Origin of the sequence: Flavobacterium sp. (assembly GCF_965657075.1) — a bacterium.
In the GTDB taxonomy this organism is placed as follows: domain Bacteria; phylum Bacteroidota; class Bacteroidia; order Flavobacteriales; family Flavobacteriaceae; genus Flavobacterium.
Window position 1 is genome coordinate 15,297 of sequence record NZ_CBFHMV010000019.1, and the last position, 17,077, is coordinate 32,373.

13 protein-coding genes are annotated in these 17,077 nt (G+C 30.1%); 10 read left to right on the plus strand and 3 right to left on the minus strand.

All coding sequences use genetic code 11. The annotated features are described in order from the left end of the window. The first annotated feature begins 132 nt into the window (after positions 1-132). Genes ACTF56_RS10345 through ACTF56_RS10355 form a run of 3 tightly spaced genes read left to right on the plus strand, consistent with a single transcriptional unit; the run spans position 133 to position 2,525 of the window. Positions 133-1,236 (plus strand): glycosyltransferase, encoded by a 1,104-nt coding sequence (locus tag ACTF56_RS10345; protein ID WP_438966831.1) that lies wholly within the window; start codon positions 133-135, stop codon positions 1,234-1,236. Next, entirely contained in the window at positions 1,233-1,628 is a 396-nt protein-coding gene (locus ACTF56_RS10350) for a sugar 3,4-ketoisomerase (protein WP_438966832.1), read from the plus strand. Before ACTF56_RS10345 ends, ACTF56_RS10350 begins: the two co-directional genes overlap by 4 nt. 3 nt (positions 1,629-1,631) lie before the next feature. Beyond that, complete coding sequence (locus ACTF56_RS10355) at positions 1,632-2,525, plus strand: hypothetical protein (RefSeq protein ID WP_438966833.1); 894 nt, start codon at positions 1,632-1,634, stop codon at positions 2,523-2,525. Here ACTF56_RS10355 and ACTF56_RS10360 read toward each other — a convergent pair. Together ACTF56_RS10360 and ACTF56_RS10365 are read right to left on the minus strand one after the other, a co-directional pair. Continuing rightward, positions 2,522-3,460 carry a glycosyltransferase family 2 protein gene (locus ACTF56_RS10360; RefSeq protein WP_438966834.1) on the minus strand — a complete coding sequence of 313 codons (939 nt, stop codon included), beginning with the start codon at positions 3,458-3,460 and terminating at the stop codon, positions 2,522-2,524. The genes ACTF56_RS10355 and ACTF56_RS10360 overlap by 4 nt on opposite strands. 4 nt (positions 3,461-3,464) lie before the next feature. Continuing rightward, complete coding sequence (locus ACTF56_RS10365; protein ID WP_438966835.1) at positions 3,465-4,565, minus strand: glycosyltransferase; 1,101 nt, start codon at positions 4,563-4,565, stop codon at positions 3,465-3,467. Between the two features lie 53 nt (positions 4,566-4,618). On the opposite strand from ACTF56_RS10365, the gene ACTF56_RS10370 reads away from it, so the two are divergent. Beyond that, positions 4,619-5,443, plus strand: a complete 825-nt coding sequence (locus ACTF56_RS10370) for a 2OG-Fe(II) oxygenase (RefSeq protein WP_438966836.1) — start codon at positions 4,619-4,621, stop codon at positions 5,441-5,443. A gap of 93 nt (positions 5,444-5,536) precedes the next feature. Here ACTF56_RS10370 and ACTF56_RS10375 read toward each other — a convergent pair whose 3' ends face one another. Next, positions 5,537-6,220, minus strand: a complete 684-nt coding sequence (locus tag ACTF56_RS10375; RefSeq protein ID WP_438966837.1) for a cell division ATP-binding protein FtsE — start codon at positions 6,218-6,220, stop codon at positions 5,537-5,539. A gap of 192 nt (positions 6,221-6,412) precedes the next feature. On the opposite strand from ACTF56_RS10375, the gene ACTF56_RS10380 reads away from it, so the two are divergent. From ACTF56_RS10380 to ACTF56_RS10405, 6 genes are all read left to right on the plus strand, one after another. Then, positions 6,413-9,424, plus strand: coding sequence for a tetratricopeptide repeat protein (locus ACTF56_RS10380; protein WP_438966838.1), 3,012 nt, complete (start codon positions 6,413-6,415; stop codon positions 9,422-9,424). Between the two features lie 32 nt (positions 9,425-9,456). Further along, entirely contained in the window at positions 9,457-11,211 is a 1,755-nt protein-coding gene (locus tag ACTF56_RS10385) for a TonB-dependent receptor (protein WP_438966839.1), read from the plus strand. Between the two features lie 111 nt (positions 11,212-11,322). Next, the gene (locus ACTF56_RS10390) at positions 11,323-11,772 is read left to right on the plus strand and encodes a hypothetical protein (protein ID WP_438966840.1); all 450 of its coding nucleotides are present in this window, start codon (positions 11,323-11,325) and stop codon (positions 11,770-11,772) included. A 298-nt stretch (positions 11,773-12,070) separates the two neighbouring features. Beyond that, positions 12,071-13,735 (plus strand): asparagine synthase B, encoded by a 1,665-nt coding sequence (gene asnB, locus ACTF56_RS10395; protein ID WP_438966841.1) that lies wholly within the window; start codon positions 12,071-12,073, stop codon positions 13,733-13,735. Positions 13,736-14,095: 360 nt separating this feature from the next. Next, entirely contained in the window at positions 14,096-16,039 is a 1,944-nt protein-coding gene (gene gyrB / locus ACTF56_RS10400) for a DNA topoisomerase (ATP-hydrolyzing) subunit B (RefSeq protein ID WP_438966842.1), read from the plus strand. Then, entirely contained in the window at positions 16,040-17,041 is a 1,002-nt protein-coding gene (locus ACTF56_RS10405; RefSeq protein WP_438966843.1) for a DUF6588 family protein, read from the plus strand. Positions 17,042-17,077: the final 36 nt, after the last annotated feature.

Here is a 17,077-nt window from a genome sequence, read left to right on the forward strand (position 1 = left end):
TTGCTAAAATACATAAAATTTGAGATTGATGATTGAAGATGAACAATTTTTGATTTGTAATTTTCCTATAAAATTAATTTTCGAGTTGCTATGTGACTCCTTTGTGTAACTTTGTGAAATAGCTTTAAAAATTTGAATCTAAATAATAAACCTTTAAAAATTTGCTTAACAACAGTATCGCTCTCTGGTGGTGGTGCCGAAAGAAGTGCTGCTTCTTTGTCTCATTACTTTGTAAATCAAGGTTTTCAAGTACATCATGTGGTTTTTGCAGGTTCAGTGGTTTATGAATATTCAGGAGAATTATTACATTTAGAAACTTTAAAAGATGAAAATAATTCGCTGTTCAGTCGATTTAAAAGATTTCTTGAATTACGCAACTATTTTAAAAAACATCAATTTGATGTTATTATTGACTTTAGAGTTAAAGAATTTTATTTGCAAGAATATATAATTCATCAATTTATTTATAAAAAATTTATTCAAACCATTCACAGCAATAGAGTTGAATCTTACATTCCCAAAAATGTAGTTTTAGCAAAATTGTTATATAAAAATGCTTCAGGTTTTGTTTCAGTTTCTGAAGAAATTCATACCACTATTCAAAATAAATATGCTTTTAAAACGCACAGTCAAATTTATAACCCAATAGATTTTTTAAACATAGAAAAACTCCACAAAGAAGCCACTGAAATAGGATTTAAATATATTTTGGGTGTTGGTCGAATGGAAGATAATGTAAAACAATTTGATCATTTAATTGAGAGCTATTCCAATTCAAATTTACCAAAAGAACAAATTAAATTAGTAGTTTTGGGAGAAGGTAAATTGAAACAGAAATGGCATGAATTGGCAAAATCACTTCATCAAGAACATAATGTTGTTTTTTTAGGAAATGTAGCCAATCCTTTTGCTTATTTTTCTAAAGCATTATTTACTGTTATGACTAGCAAATATGAAGGTTTTCCTATGGTTTTATTGGAATCATTGGCATGTAAAACTCCAGTGATTTCTTATGATTTGCAATCAGGACCAAGCGAAATTATTATCCCAAATGAAAACGGAATACTAGTCGAAAATCAAAATAAAATTGAAATGACAAAGGCAATGAACATGATGATTTCAAATAAAGATTTATATTTACATTGTAAACAAAATGCAAAAAGCTCAGTGGAACGATTTTCATTGGAAAATATAGGAAATCAATGGCTGCAACTTTTTAATGAATTAGAAAAATGAACATAGAAATCATAAACATTCCTAAAGTTGAAGATTATAGAGGTAACTTGGCTATAATTGAAAAAGATGTGGTTCCTTTTGAGATAAAGCGTGTATATTATTTGTATGATGTACCAAGTTCGGCAAGTCGTGGTGGTCATGCTCATAAAGACCAAATGGAATTTTTAATAGCACTTTCGGGTAGTTTTGATGTGGTTTTAAATGATGGAAAAACAACACAAAAAGTAACTTTAAACAAACCTGATAAAGGATTGCTTATTAAAACTAATGTTTGGAGAGAATTAGATAATTTTTCTTCTGGAGCGGTTTGTTTGGTCTTAAATTCGGATGTTTTTTTAGAAGAAGATTACATTAGAGATTTTAAGGATTTTATTACCTATTTAAAATTATAATTCATGAGTTTTTTATTAAAACGAATAGCTGAAAAACGAATTTGGAAACGCATCTTTATTGAACGATTAACAGAACCTTTTCACTTAAATTGTATTGCTTTTTTTGTTTTTATTTTTGGCTCATTCCGACAAAAAGTGGCTTTTGATTTGGTATTGCGCCCTTATCATGCTTTTGCTATTTTAAAAGCTTGTGATGCTGCTAAAAAACAAGGTTTGAAAAAAATTAAAATTTTAGAATTTGGTGTTGCCAATGGTGCTGGAATTATGAACATGATCAAAATTGCCGAAAAAGTGACCAAAACAACAGGCGTAGCCATTGAAATTATTGGCTTTGATTCAGGAAAAGGAATGCCTGATCCCAAAGATTATAAAGATCATCCAGAATATTACAATACGGGAGATTTTCCAATGAACAAAGAACTTTTATTGCAACAAATTAATAATAAAGCCACGATAATTTTTGGTGATATTAAAGAAAGTTTAAAAGCATTTGAAGAAACTCTTACTAGCGATGCACCAATTGGTTTTGTTAGTGTTGATGTGGATTATTACAGCTCTACAACTGAAACACTTCAATTGTTAAAAGCCAAAGCATCTAATTTTTTACCCTTGACTTATGTCTATTTTGACGATACTTTTATGGAACATCACAATTCAAAATGTGGTGAATTATTGGCTATAAAAGAATTCAACCAAGAAAATGAATTCAGATTAATTGAACAACACAATTTTTTAAGCAATTCAAGAATTTTTAAACATGCCAATTGGATCAAGCAACTGTATTATTTGCACGTATTAGATCATGAAAAACGCTTTAATACAAACAAAACAAGAGAAGCTTATGTGTTAGACAATCCTTATTTAAAATTTGAAGGAAATCAAAGGAAGTTGGATTAATTATAACTGGTATAATTGATGTTTTTTGAAAATAAAAATTGCTTAAACTTCGAAATTATTTTCAAAGCAAACCTTGGTAAGTTTAAAAGAATTTTTTGTTTCCAACTTAAGTTTTTAGCATCAATTGAAGCTTTGATTTTTTTGTATAGAAAATTATTGCCGTGTTTTTTTAAATTTTTAGCTAAGACATAACGTTCAAAGTCCAAGTATTTTTTGATTTTTTGATTTGAAAACGAAAGATTTTCATAAGCATCATAATCAGGAAGTTTTTTATTTAAAATGCTAGAAAAAGTTAATTGATTGTCAGTTTGTTTAAAATAACTCATTTGAACTGAAGTTGAATAAGCCAATTTAAAAACAGCATTTGCTCTAATGTTGAAATCAATATCTTCTGAAAAATCTATATTTTCATCATAATAACCCACTTTTTCAAAAACCGATTTATGAAAACAAACAGAACCGTGATTGTATATGCCTTGTTTCAAGTTAATTGAAAAAAAATCGATAATTCCTTCAAAGTCTGGCGCTAAATTTTCCGAGCCATTGACAGGCTTGATTATCTTTTCACCATAAACTTCTTCATAATTAGTTCCAAAAATTTTAGCTTCAGGAAAATTACAAATCATGCGATAAATGCTTTCCAAAAAGGTAGGTTTCCATAAATCATCTGCATCTAAATAAGTCACATAGTTTGCTTTTGCATTAACAATTCCTGTGTTTCTAGTTGCTGATAGTCCTTTGTTTTTTTGGTGATGAATTAGTTGTATCTTTTCTGATAAATGACCTTCAATTTTGGTAATACTTTCGTCAGTAGAACAGTCATTTACAATAATAATTTCATAATCCAAAAACGTTTGATTAAGAATGCTTTTTAAGGCATTTTCAATATATTTCTCTTTGTTGAAAAGTGGAATTATAACAGAAAAGAAAGGCATAAATTTAGTTTTTAAGAATACATTCAAACACTTCGTTCCAATTTTCTAAGGCTTTTTCATTTTCATTTTCATCTTTATTTCCTTGAAAAGTAATTGTTTTAGCAACAAATTGTGTTATTAAATCGGCAAGTTCTTTAGGATTTGTGACATCAAAAAACGATACCTTTTCATAATTTCCTAACGTTTCTTTGGCATAAGGTAAATTGGCAGCAAGAATGGGTTTTTCATAACTTTTAGCTTCCGATAAAGGCAATCCCCAAGTCTCTAATTTGGAAGGAAAAATCAAGCAATCAATAGAATTATAGTAGCTTAACAATTGCTCTCTTGAAATTTCTCCCATAAAATTCACAGCGTTCAAATGACCATATTTTTTCAATAAAAACTGAGCATAATTGGTTTTCGTGTCTTTAACAGTTGTAAAATGAAATTGTGTTTTGGCTTTTGTTTCTTCTGATAAATAAGCTATGGCATCTAATATTACTTCAAAATTTTTGAACGAACGTGGAAAACTAGGATAAAAAAAATGAACTTTATTAGCATCTAAATCAATTCTGTTGGAAGTGATTTCTTCAGTAAATTCTGGTTTAGAAACTATAACTGTGTCAATTTTATATAATCTTTCAAACTCTTTTTTGATATAATGTTGTTGTACAAAAACAATTTTATTTTTTTTGATGTTGATTTGAAACAAATATTTGTAAAATAGAGTAAAAAGGCCTGTTTTGTAATCAAATTTCCAATCTTTAAAAGTGGCATTGTATAAAATTCCAGGATTATGGCAATAAACAATTCTTTTATCTGCAATAACATTCGGACTCATGTCATGCAATGAAAACCAAATGTTAGGTTGTATTTTTTGAGACAGTTTTTTAAAATAAAAGTATTCATAATAAACCCTGTAAAGCCAGTTTTTTTTTGATTTTGGAAAGGCAATATACTCAATGTTAGGATAATTAAATCTTGAAGCATCATTCACTAATGCTATTACTTTTAAGTTGTTTTTTAGAGCAACTTCAGATATTTTTTGCAAAAAATTGTCAAGAATAGTAAATATTCCACCTTCAACCATGTTGACACCAGAGATAACTATTTTTTTTTGAGACAATTTTTAAAATTTAATTTTATCTTTACAAATATAATTATTTTAATTAAACATAAATGAATCGTTTAGATTTAGCTTCATTAATTTTATTAAATTTAGAAAAGCATTTTCATGTCTTAAAGGAGCAATATATTGCCAGTGAAAAAGCTATTGGTTTTTTTTATTTGGATGATTTATTACCTTCTGAAATTGCTTTAAAAATTTATACTTCTTTTCCTGATTCTAAGGATTTGGTTCTTAAAAAAAGTTTACGAGAAGATAAATATATTGGAGTTCAAATGAATTTGTATCCCTCTATTTTAGAGGAAATTATTTATGCTTTTCAGGATGAAAGAATAGTTAAAATAGTAGGTGAAATTTGTTCGATTGAGAGTCTTCAACCTGATGTTAATTTGTATGCTGGAGGAATTTCTAAAATGGAAGAAAATCAGTTTCTAAATCCACATTTAGACAATTCACATGATAAAGATAGAACGTTATGGCGTGTTTTGAATTTGTTGTACTACACAACACCTGATTGGCAAGAACATTATGGTGGAAATTTAGAACTTTGGCCCAACGGATTGGATCATTCTCAAATTACAATTACGAGTAAATTTAACCGTTTGGTTGTAATGGCAACACATAATAAATCGCTTCATTCGGTGTCACCAGTCAAGTTTAATGGCTTTAGAAGTTGTGTTTCCAATTATTATTTTTCAAATAATCCTTTATCTAATTCAGATACTTTTCATGTTACTTCTTTTAGAGGCAGACCTGAAAATAGGTTTATAGATTTTCTTTTAAAAACAGATACTAAGATAAGAATGAGTATCCGAAAAATTTTTAAAAATGGTATTAAAGAAAATCCTCACGTGTATAAAAACAAGGAAGCTCAATAAATACTTTTTTATAGGTAAATAATGACGATGAAAATTTTCATGATCCTTTGCTTCTTTGGTTAAATTTTGGAGTAAAAAATTAAAGAAAAAACGTTAAACCGTTCTTTGTACTACTTCAAACAACGAACTGTCTTCACATTTTAAAGTCTTAGATGGGAATTTCATAATTAAAGCATAATCATGAGTAGCCATTACAATAGTTTTTCCGTTTTCATTGATTTTTTTAAGAACTCCCATGATTTCAACAGAGGTTTGTGGATCTAAATTTCCTGTAGGTTCATCAGCTAAAATTAAATCAGGATTATTCAATAATGCTCTAGCAATAGCAATTCGTTGTTGTTCACCGCCAGAAATTTGATGCGGCATTTTATGAGATTGAGATTTCATACCCACTTTATCCAATACTTCATCAATTTTTTTATTCATTTCTACTTTATCGCTCCAGCCAGTTGCTTTTAATACAAAAAGTAAATTTTCATGAATGTTTCTGTCTGATAGAAGTTTGAAATCTTGAAAAATGATTCCTAATTTTCTTCTTAAATAAGGAATGTCTTTTTCTTTTAAATCTCTTAAATTATAATCAACTATAGTTCCTTCACCTTTGGTTAATGCTAAATCACCATATAAAGTTTTTAAAAAACTACTCTTTCCAGAACCTGTCTTTCCAATAATATAAATAAAATCACCTTTTTTAACTTCCAAATTTACATCAACAAGTACGTTGTTGTTTTCTTGATAAATTGTGGCGTCTTTTAAACTTAGAATGGATTCTGACATAATTATACTCTTTTATGATGTAAAAGTACTAAACATTCTATTACTTCAAAAAAATAGTAGAATTAAAATTTGATTTATTTTTTATCCTTCAATCCAAATTGTTTAAAACCTTGTTTACAATATTAAAGGCTTAATTTTCGTTAACCCTAATATAAAACTTATCTTTGAATTTTAAACAAAATATTGAGACTAATGAATTTTCAAAAACTGTATATCTTAGCTTTTTTTATTACGGCAAGCCTAAGTTTTGCTCAAAAAACAGCTATCTATTCTCACGATTTAAAAGAATTTGACAAAGCAGTTGCCTTGTACAACGACAAGCAATATTTGGCTGCTCAAATTATTTTTGACAAAGTAAATAATACGCAAGTAAGCTTCGATGTAAAATCGGATTGTGCCTATTATATTGCTAATTGTGCCATTCGTTTAAATCAAGTAGGTGCTGATCAATTAGTAGAAGATTTTGTAGAAAAATATCCAACAAGTACCAAGCAAAACCAAGCCTACATTGAAGTGGCTCATTATTATTTTGATCAAAGTAATTATCCGCAAGCTTTGAAATATTTTGATAAAGTTGATGAAAGTGGTTTGACTTATGGCGAACGCGAAAAATTTAATTTTCAAAAAGGGTATGCTTACTTTAATGGTAAAAATGTAAAAGAGGCTTCTAATTATTTTAATAAAGTGGTCAATTCGAAAGAATATGGAAATCAAGCCAAATATTATTTAGGTTACTTAGCTTATGAAACCGATGATTACGATAAAGCTAATGACTATTTTGATAAAGTATCAGACCAAGATCGATATAAAGAAAAAATGGGTTACTTTCAAGCAGATATGAATTTTAAACTAGGTAATTTTCAAAAAGCTATTGATTTAGGTTTGGCTCAAATGTCAAAATCTAAAGGAATTGAAAAAAGCGAATTATCTAAAATTATTGGCGAAAGTTATTTTAACCTTAAACAATATGATAAAGCACTTGAATATTTGTCAGATTATAAAGGAAAAAAAGGAAAATTAAACAACACGGATTACTATCAATTGGGTTATGCTTATTATCAAAAAAAGGAGTATGAAAACGCCATTTCGCAATTCAACAAAATTATTGGGGGAAAAGATGCAGTTGCTCAAAATGCATATTATCATTTAGCAGAATGTTATTTGAATACCGATAAGAAAAGTCAAGCTTTAACGGCTTTTAAAATTGCTTCAGAAATGGATTTTGATGCTAAAATTCAGGAAGATTCCTTTTTAAATTATGCCAAATTAAGTTACGAAATTGGAAATGCTTTTAAAAGTACTCCAGAAGTTTTGCAATCGTATTTAGATAAATATCCTAATTCTTCTTACAAACAAGAAATAAATAATTTATTGATTAGTAGTTATATAACTTCCAAAAATTATAAAGACGCATTAGTCTTATTAGAAAAAAATAAAGCACCAGAAAATAAATTGGCCTATCAAATGGCTAATTTTTACAGAGGTTTAGAATTGTATACCGATGGAAATAATAACGAAGCTTATGCATTATTTAAAAAAGCGGTTTTAGAAAATAAAGATCCAAAATTTACAGCAAGAGCTTTATTTTGGAAAGCCGAAACCGAATACAATTTAGATAAGTTTGAAGAAGCTAAAATTACATTTAAGCAATTTATGAATAACAGTGCTGCAACTGCAACTCCTGAAATTAAGAATTTCGATTATAATATGGCTTATACCTATTTTAAATTGAAGGAATATGATAATGCAATTGCTTACTTTTCAAAATATACAACCAACGGAACGTCAGATATTTCAAGATTATCGGATGCTTATTTAAGACTTGCCGATTGTAATTTTATTTCAGCAAAATATTGGCCTGCAATGGATGCCTATAATAAAGTAATGGAATTAAAAAGTCCTGATGCCGATTATGCAGCGTATCAAAAAGGAATCAGCTACGGATTTGTTGGTAAAGTTGATAGAAAAATTGAGGATTTAAATAAATTTATGTTGGTTTATCCAAAATCACAATACGCAGATGATGTTTTGTACGAATTGGGAAATACTTATGTAAATCAGAATCAAAACGATAAAGCCATTCAAACATTCGATAAATTAGTAGCCAATTATAAGTCGAGTTCTTACATAGCAAAAGCGCTTTTGAAACAAGGATTAATTTACAACAATTCAGGAAAACAAGATTTAGCCATTACTAAGTTTAAAAAAGTGGCAGCTGATTTTCCTAAGTCACCAGAAGCGATTGCAGCGGTTGATGCAGCTCGTTTGATTTATATTGATAAAGGTAGAGTAGAAGAATATGCTGCTTGGGTAAAAACTTTAAACTTTATTGAAGTTTCAAACGAAGATTTGGATAATGCAACTTATGAATCTGCTGAAAAGCAATACTTAACCAACAATACAAAAGGAGCAATCTCAGGATTTACTTCTTATTTAAGTAAGTTTCCTGATGGATTAAATGCTTTAAATGCTAATTTTTACTTGGCTCAATTGTACTTTGCAGATGATTTAAAAAGCAATTCAGCCAAACATTATGAATATGTAATTAGCAAACCACGTAGCGAATTTACAGAGCAAGGATTAGCAAGATTGAGCGAAGTTTACATAAAATCTAAAAACTTTACGGATGCAATTCCTGTCTTAAAACGTTTGGAAGTTGAAGCTGACTTTCCGCAAAATGTATTGTACGCACAATCTAATTTAATGAAGTCATATTACGAAAAAGAAGATTTTACCAATGCTGTTGTTTATGCAGATAAAGTATTGGCACAAGATAAAATTGACGACAGAATTAAGAGTGATGCTCAAATTATTGTAGCACGTTCAGCATTCAAATCAGGCAATGAAGTTAAAGCTAAAACCGCTTACCAAAACCTACAAAAAATTGCTAAAGGTGAGTTGGCTGCTGAAGCTTTATACTTCGAAGCTTATTTTAAAAATAAAGAAGGAAAATACGGAGATTCCAACAAAGTTGTTGAAAAATATTCAGAAAAATATTCGGGTTACGATTATTTTGCAGCTAAAAGTTTAATAGTAATGGCTAAAAATTATTACAAACTAAACGATAGTTTTCAAGCCACTAGTATTTTAGAGAATATAATTGAAAATTATCAAGAATATAGTGATGTTGTGGATGAGGCAAAAACAGAATTAGCACAAATTAAAGCGGAAGAAGCCAAACGAAATTCATCCATCCAAGAATAGTTAATTTGATTAAGAATTTAGAAAAAAACAAAATGACAAATTTCAATAAAATAGCACTAATACTAACTTTAATCAGTTTCCAAATTGGTTTTTCTCAAAAAGAAGACGATAAAATTGGTTCAGAAGTTGTAACTATTGTAAAACCCTATAGTCCAACGATTTCTGATGCATTTAAAGTGAAAGAAATTCCAGCCTTTGAAGACGATGTTGAGGTTCAAAAACAAAAAGTAGCGTATTCTATTTTTTCATTTCCTGTAGCATCAACATTTACACCAGCCAAAGGAAAAGCAGCTGATGTAGAAAAAGCCAAAAAGGAACGTTTGTTTAAAAATTATGCTACTCTAGGTTTAGGAAATTTTTTAACGGCTAATGCAGAATTATACATTACCGAAAATCTTAACAGAAACGAATACGTGAGCGGAATGATTCGTCATTTATCTTCTCAAGGAGGAATTAAAGACGTTGAACTAGACAACCAATTTGCAACTTCAACGGTTGATTTAGCTTATGGAAGTCGTGATAAAGATGTACAATATAGTATAGATTTAGGATATAAAAATCAAGTAAGCAATTGGTATGGTTTACCTGTTGATTACACTAATTTCGATCAAACCGCTTTAGATGCGATTAACGAAAAACAATCTTATAACACTATTGGTTTAGGTGGAAAAATTGCTTTAAAAGATGGGATTTTAGACGAATCCACCTTGTTGTTTAAACGTTTTTCAGATGCTTTTGGATCAGGTGAGAATCGTTTTTATATTAAACCAGAAACTTCATTTGAAGTTGTAAACACAAAAATAAATTTTGATGTAGTAGTTGATTATGTTGGTGGCACTTTTGAAAGAACTTTTGAAAACAATCAAGCCTATAAATACAGTACCATTAATTTTGGAGCTAGCCCAAGTATTCTGTTACAAGAGGATGATTATTCGGTACAAATTGGAGCATCTATTTTTTACAGTACACAAAAATTCGATGGAATTTCTGACAGTAATGTATTCATTTATCCAAATATTTTAGCTTCGTACAAATTAGTTCCAGAAATTATAACCGCTTATGCTGGTGCAGAAGGAACACTAAAACAAAATACTTATGCAGATTTTGTGGATGAAAACCCCTTTGTTTCTCCTACGTTGTTAGTTACACCAACCAACCAAAAATATGATGCTTATTTAGGATTAAAAGGTAAATTGTCCAATGCAGTAGCTTTTAATTTAAGAGCTTCTTACAAAGATGAAGAATCAAAAGCCTTATTCAATAACAATGTTTTTAATCCAACTTCAACAAATACAGAAGGTTATGCTAACGGAAACTCATTTAACGTTACATATGATAATGTTAGAACAATAACTGGATTTGCCGAAATAAAAGCCGATTTCTCTAAAAATGTGTCATTTGGTTTAAGTGGTTCGTATAACAATTATAGCACTGATGCTGAAGAAGAAGCATGGAATTTACCTCAATTTGAATTGGCTACAACATTAGATTTTATACTTTCAGATAAATGGTATGCTGGAACTAAAGTGTTTTTTGTTGGTGATAGAAAAGACCAAGTAGCCATTCCAAGCGCAGCAGCTATTTTTCCTCCAATTTACAACACTGAAACTATTACTTTAGATAGTTTTTTTGATTTAAATGCACATTTAGGTTATAAGTATAACGAAAGATTAACGGGATTTTTAAAAGCAAACAATATAGCCAATCAGCAATACAACAGATGGGTAAACTATCCAGTTCAAGGAATTCAAATAATGCTTGGAGCTAATTATAAGTTTGATTTTTAGTTTTAGCTACAAAGTCACAAAGACACAAAGAAGAATATAGTTTTTTCTTTGTGTTTTTTTATTGAAAAATCCGTGTAAATCTTTGTAATCATTGGCAGAAAATGATAAATCATGTTATTAAAACCTCAAATACTTTCTCAATATAAATCCATAGTTCAAGAAAAAATCGAAACGCTTCAAAAGATGATTTCCGATTTAGCTATTGATGCACAAAACGATGCCAAAGGTTCAGCTGGAGACAAACACGAAACAGCCCTAGCAATGATGCATTTGGAACAAGAAAAGTTAACACAAAAATTAAAAGAAGTTCTAGAACAAAAGGCAGTTTTAGATAAAATTGATATTACTCAAATTCATAATTTAGTTGCTTTAGGAAGTTTAGTAATAGCGAATGAAACTTATTTCTTTGTAAGTGCAGCTTTGCCAAAAATAAGTAAGGAAAGTAAAGATGTTTTTGCACTTTCACCACATTCACCTTTAGGTTTAAAATTAATGGGAAACAAAGTGGGAGCTGAATTCCAAATGAATACTACAAAATACATAATTCAATCAATAGAATAATTTTTTTTGTCATGCCAACTTGATTCAGTTTCTAAATACAATATTTTTTTAATTCTTTTGGACAATTTTATTATCCTTACTAAGGAAGTAATTCACTTATTTTTAAATATTTCAATCAAAATCAAACCAACACGCACTTTTAGTTATAATTTTACACTAAAATAAAAAATATAGTTATAAATATAAACTAAAAATAACAATTAAGTTTAAGTATTGTCAATTTATCTTCAATTTTGTTCAACAATTAAACAGTTTGTCTTTTAAACTTATAAACTCATAACCATTTAAACTAAAAAAAATGTGCGGAATAGTATGTGCCTTCGACCTTAAACAAAAAGCAGAAACGTTAAGACCAAAAGTTTTGGAAATGTCTAAAATAATTCGTCATCGTGGACCAGATTGGAGCGGAATTTATAGCGATGAAAAAGCCATTATGGCTCATGAACGTTTGGCAATTGTTGATCCAGCTTCTGGAAAACAACCTTTGTTTACTAAAGATAAAAGTTTGGTTTTGGCTGCTAATGGAGAAATATACAACCATAGAGAGTTGAGAAAACAATTTGAAGGCAAATACGATTTTCAAACCGAAAGTGATTGTGAAGTTATTTTGGCCTTGTATCAAGAAAAAGGAACTCATTTTGTTGATGAAATGAACGGAATTTTTGGTTTTGCGATTTACGATGTTGCTAAAGATGAATATTTTATCGCACGCGATCACATGGGAATTATTCCTTTATACATTGGTTGGGATGAACACGGAACATTTTATGTAGCTTCAGAACTAAAGGCTTTAGAAGGAGTTTGTACAAAAATTCAATTGTTTCCTCCAGGACATTACATGTCAAGTAAAGACGGAGAATTTGTGCAATGGTACAAAAGAGAATGGACAGATTTTGATGCTGTAAAGGAAAATGCCACAAGTATTGAAGCTATTAAAGTAGCACTTGAAGCAGCAGTAAAAAGGCAATTGATGAGTGATGTTCCTTACGGAGTTTTACTTTCGGGTGGATTAGACTCATCAATTACTTCGGCTATTGCCAAAAAATATGCGCAAAAAAGAATTGAATCAGAGGATACTTCAGAAGCTTGGTATCCACAATTACATTCCTTTGCGGTTGGATTAGAAGGTTCCCCCGATTTGGCTGCAGCTCAAAAAGTAGCCGACCATTTAAAAACCATCCATCATGAAATTAAATTCACCATTCAAGAAGGTTTAGATGCAATAAAAGATGTAATTTATAATATTGAAACTTACGATGTTACTACGATAAGAGCTTCAACGCCAATGTATTTGATGGCACGAGTTATTAAATCAATGGGAATTAAGATGGTTCTTTCTGGAGAAGGTTCAGATGAGTTATTTGGCGGATATTTGTATTTTCATAAAGCACCAAATGCACAAGAATTTCATGAAGAAACCGTTCGTAAATTAAGTAAATTGCACATGTACGATTGTCTTCGTGCCAATAAAAGTCTTGCCGCTTGGGGAATTGAAGGTCGTGTACCTTTCTTAGATAAGGAATTTATGGATGTTGCCATGCGAATTAATCCACAAGACAAAATGATCAATGGCGAACGTATGGAAAAATGGGTTTTACGAAAAGCCTTTGAAGATATGTTGCCCGAAAGTGTAGCTTGGAGACAAAAAGAACAATTCAGCGATGGTGTTGGCTACAGTTGGATCGATACGTTAAAAGAAATGGTGGCTAAAGAAGTTTCTGATGAACAATTAGCCAATGCTCAATACAAGTTTCCAATTCAAACGCCAACATCAAAAGAAGAATATTATTATCGTTCTATTTTTGCTGAACATTTTCCTAGCGATGCTGCTGCTTTAAGCGTGCCTCAGGAAGCAAGTGTAGCTTGTAGTACAAAAATTGCATTAGAATGGGATGAAGCATTTAAAAACATGAATGATCCATCGGGTAGAGCAGTAGCAAATGTGCATACGAAAGCTTATTAGTGAATTGATTTTCTAATTTTTGGATAGTGGGTTTTCGGATTTTTTCTTGTTTTGAAATTTAGTACAAAATCGATTTTTGATATTAATTTCTTTTTTCTAAAAATCTAACATCTTAAATTCTAAATATCCAAACAATCAAATTATCGCATTTAAGACACTTTTTCAAAAACGCTAATTTATAACAAGGCAAAAATGGAGTAAAATCTAATTTTTGCCTTTTTTTATTTGATTTAAGGAACTTTGCAGAAATTAACAAATGTTGATAACTTAAAATGATTTTAAGGTGCTTTTTAGGCATTTTCTCTTACTGAATGACTATATTTGTATGTTTAATAAAAATGATATTATAAGCGATTAAATATGAGCGAAGAAAACAAGAATAATAATTATTCAGCTGATAGTATTCAGGCTTTAGAAGGAATGGAGCATGTAAGAATGCGTCCTTCCATGTATATTGGAGATGTTGGAGTAAGAGGTTTACATCATTTAGTTTATGAAGTAGTAGATAACTCTATTGATGAAGCAATGGGAGGTCATTGTGATACCATTCGTGTAGATATCAATGAAGACGGTTCCATTTCAGTAGAAGATAACGGTCGTGGTATTCCTGTCGGAATTCACAAAAAAGAGGGTGTTTCTGCATTAGAGGTCGTAATGACTAAAATTGGTGCTGGAGGTAAATTCGATAAAGATTCATACAAAGTTTCTGGAGGATTACATGGTGTAGGAGTTTCCGTTGTAAATGCATTATCCAATCATTTACGTGCAACAGTTCATAGTTCTGACGGAAAAATTTATGAGCAAGAATACGAAAAAGGAAAAGCATTATATCCTGTAAAACAAATTGGAACTACGGATAAAAGAGGTACAATCGTTACTTTTTATCCAGATCCGACAATTTTTACACAATCAATAGAGTATTCTTATGATACTTTATCGGCTCGTATGCGTGAATTATCTTTCTTGAACAAAGGAATTACAATCACATTTACAGACAAAAGAGAATTAGATAAAGATGGAAATTTTCTTTCAGAAGTTTTTCATTCAAATGAAGGTTTAAAAGAATATATTAGATATTTAGATGCCAATCGTGAACCAATTATTGGACATGTAATTTCAATGGATACTGATAAAGGAGATATTCCAGTGGAAGTTGCATTAATTTACAATACAAGTTATTCCGAAAATATTTTTTCTTATGTAAATAATATCAATACTCATGAAGGTGGTACTCATTTACAAGGATTTAGAACGGGTTTAACTCGTTCTTTGAAAAAGTATGCAGATGCTTCAGGAATGTTAGATAAATTGAAGTTTGAAATCTCAGGAGACGATTTCCGTGAAGGTTTAACAGCGATTATTTCTGTAAAAGTAGCAGAACCTCAATTTGAAGGACAAACCAAAACAAAATTAGGAAACAGAGAAGTTGTATCACCCGTTAGTCAAGCAGTTGGTGATATGATTGAAGCCTATTTGGAAGAAAATCCTAATGACGCAAAAATCATTGTTCAAAAAGTAATTTTAGCTGCTCAAGCTCGTCACGCTGCAAAAAAAGCACGTGAAATGGTTCAAAGAAAAACCGTTATGGGTGGTGGTGGATTACCTGGAAAATTATCAGATTGTTCTGAACAAGATCCACATAAATGTGAAATTTTCCTTGTCGAGGGAGATTCTGCAGGTGGAACAGCAAAACAAGGACGTGACAGAATGTTTCAGGCTATTTTACCATTAAGAGGAAAGATTTTGAACGTTGAAAAAGCCATGCAACACAAGGTTTTTGAAAACGAAGAAATTAGAAATATTTTCACGGCTTTAGGAGTTACTATTGGAACAGAAGAAGACAGCAAAGCTCTAAATTTATCTAAATTACGTTATCATAAAGTAGTGATTATGTGTGATGCCGATGTCGATGGTTCTCACATTTCAACGCTAATTTTAACATTTTTCTTCCGTTTTATGAAAGAATTAATTGAAGGAGGTCATGTTTACATTGCAGCACCACCTTTATATTTAGTTAAAAAAGGCAATAAAAAAGAATACGCTTGGAATGACGATCAGCGCGATTTAATTTCTCAAAAACTAGGTGGTGGAGCAGCAATTCAGCGTTATAAAGGTCTTGGAGAGATGAATGCAGAACAATTATGGGATACGACTTTAAATCCAGATTTCAGAACGTTACGTCAAGTAACTATTGATAGTTTGTCAGAAGCTGATAGAGTATTTTCAATGTTAATGGGTGATGAGGTTCCACCACGTAGAGAATTTATTGAAAAAAATGCAGCTTACGCTAAAATTGATGCTTAAATGAGAAAATTATCTCAATTAGTACTGGTTTTTTTAATCTTTTTTGGAAAAGTACAAGCTCAAAATAATCAGGTTTTAGAAGAAATAGGGCATCTCTTAAATGATGCTCTGTTTTATTCTCATAAATACATTACTCCAGCTACGGATGCGGCTGTTTATCAAGCCTCTTCTGGTTGGATGACGTCATTAAAAAAGAAACAATTTGGTGAAGTTACTTTAGGAATACATTCAAACATGTTTTTTGTACCTAAAGCTGACAGAACTTTTAAGCTGAATAATGCAGATTTAGAATTTTTTCAAATTCAAGATCAACAAACAATTACGGTGCCTTCAGCCCTAGGGAATAATGATAAATATTTCTTAACAGGTCAATTAGATGGAAATGAAGTTCGCTTAAAAACTCCAGAAGGACTTAATGAAGAAACTGTATTTTATCCTTATGTGCAAGGAGCAGTAGGTTTATTATATGGTACAGAATTACTAGTTAAATTTGCTCCAAAAACACAATTAAAAAAAGGGAATTATCAAGTTTATGGTGCTGGTTTAAAATGGAATTTAGATCAATATTTTTCTCCTAATTTTAGTAAAGATATTCATGTTTCAAGTTTAATTGCTTACTCTAAGGAGAATCTTAATTTTGATTTTATAGACATACAATCTAGTTTTGGAAGTCTAGGAATCAATAACTTGAATAGTATAGTGGATACGTATCAATCACAAATTTCAATTTCAAAAACACACAAAAATTTGGAAGTGCTTTGGAGTATGATTTTTAATGTCAGTGATTTTAATTACAAAATCGGTGGCGAAAAAGGAGAAATTGAAAGCATTATTCCATTACAAGATATTTTAAATGAAAAAATGAAAGAATTATCTAAAACAAAAAGAAATTTAATAGGTGAAATTTCTGGTAGATATCAATTTAGCAATTTTTTTGTTCAAGGTACTGTTGCTTTTGGTAAATTTGTAAACACAAACGTTGGTTTGCAATACGAGTTCTAATAGGATTCTTAAAAAATAAATAAAATTAATATCTAA

Bases quoted from the DNA above. Each gene is read 5' to 3' on its own strand.
- ACTF56_RS10375 (WP_438966837.1), bottom strand. From the start codon at position 6,220: ATGTCAGAATCCATTCTAAGTTTAAAAGACGCCACAATTTATCAAGAA.
- ACTF56_RS10370 (WP_438966836.1), top strand. From the start codon at position 4,619: ATGAATCGTTTAGATTTAGCTTCATTAATTTTATTAAATTTAGAAAAG.
- ACTF56_RS10350 (WP_438966832.1), top strand. From the start codon at position 1,233: ATGAACATAGAAATCATAAACATTCCTAAAGTTGAAGATTATAGAGGT.
- ACTF56_RS10355 (WP_438966833.1), top strand. From the start codon at position 1,632: ATGAGTTTTTTATTAAAACGAATAGCTGAAAAACGAATTTGGAAACGC.
- asnB (WP_438966841.1), top strand. From the start codon at position 12,071: ATGTGCGGAATAGTATGTGCCTTCGACCTTAAACAAAAAGCAGAAACG.
- ACTF56_RS10405 (WP_438966843.1), top strand. From the start codon at position 16,040: ATGAGAAAATTATCTCAATTAGTACTGGTTTTTTTAATCTTTTTTGGA.
- ACTF56_RS10390 (WP_438966840.1), top strand. From the start codon at position 11,323: ATGTTATTAAAACCTCAAATACTTTCTCAATATAAATCCATAGTTCAA.
- gyrB (WP_438966842.1), top strand. From the start codon at position 14,096: ATGAGCGAAGAAAACAAGAATAATAATTATTCAGCTGATAGTATTCAG.
- ACTF56_RS10380 (WP_438966838.1), top strand. From the start codon at position 6,413: ATGAATTTTCAAAAACTGTATATCTTAGCTTTTTTTATTACGGCAAGC.
- ACTF56_RS10360 (WP_438966834.1), bottom strand. From the start codon at position 3,460: ATGCCTTTCTTTTCTGTTATAATTCCACTTTTCAACAAAGAGAAATAT.
- ACTF56_RS10385 (WP_438966839.1), top strand. From the start codon at position 9,457: ATGACAAATTTCAATAAAATAGCACTAATACTAACTTTAATCAGTTTC.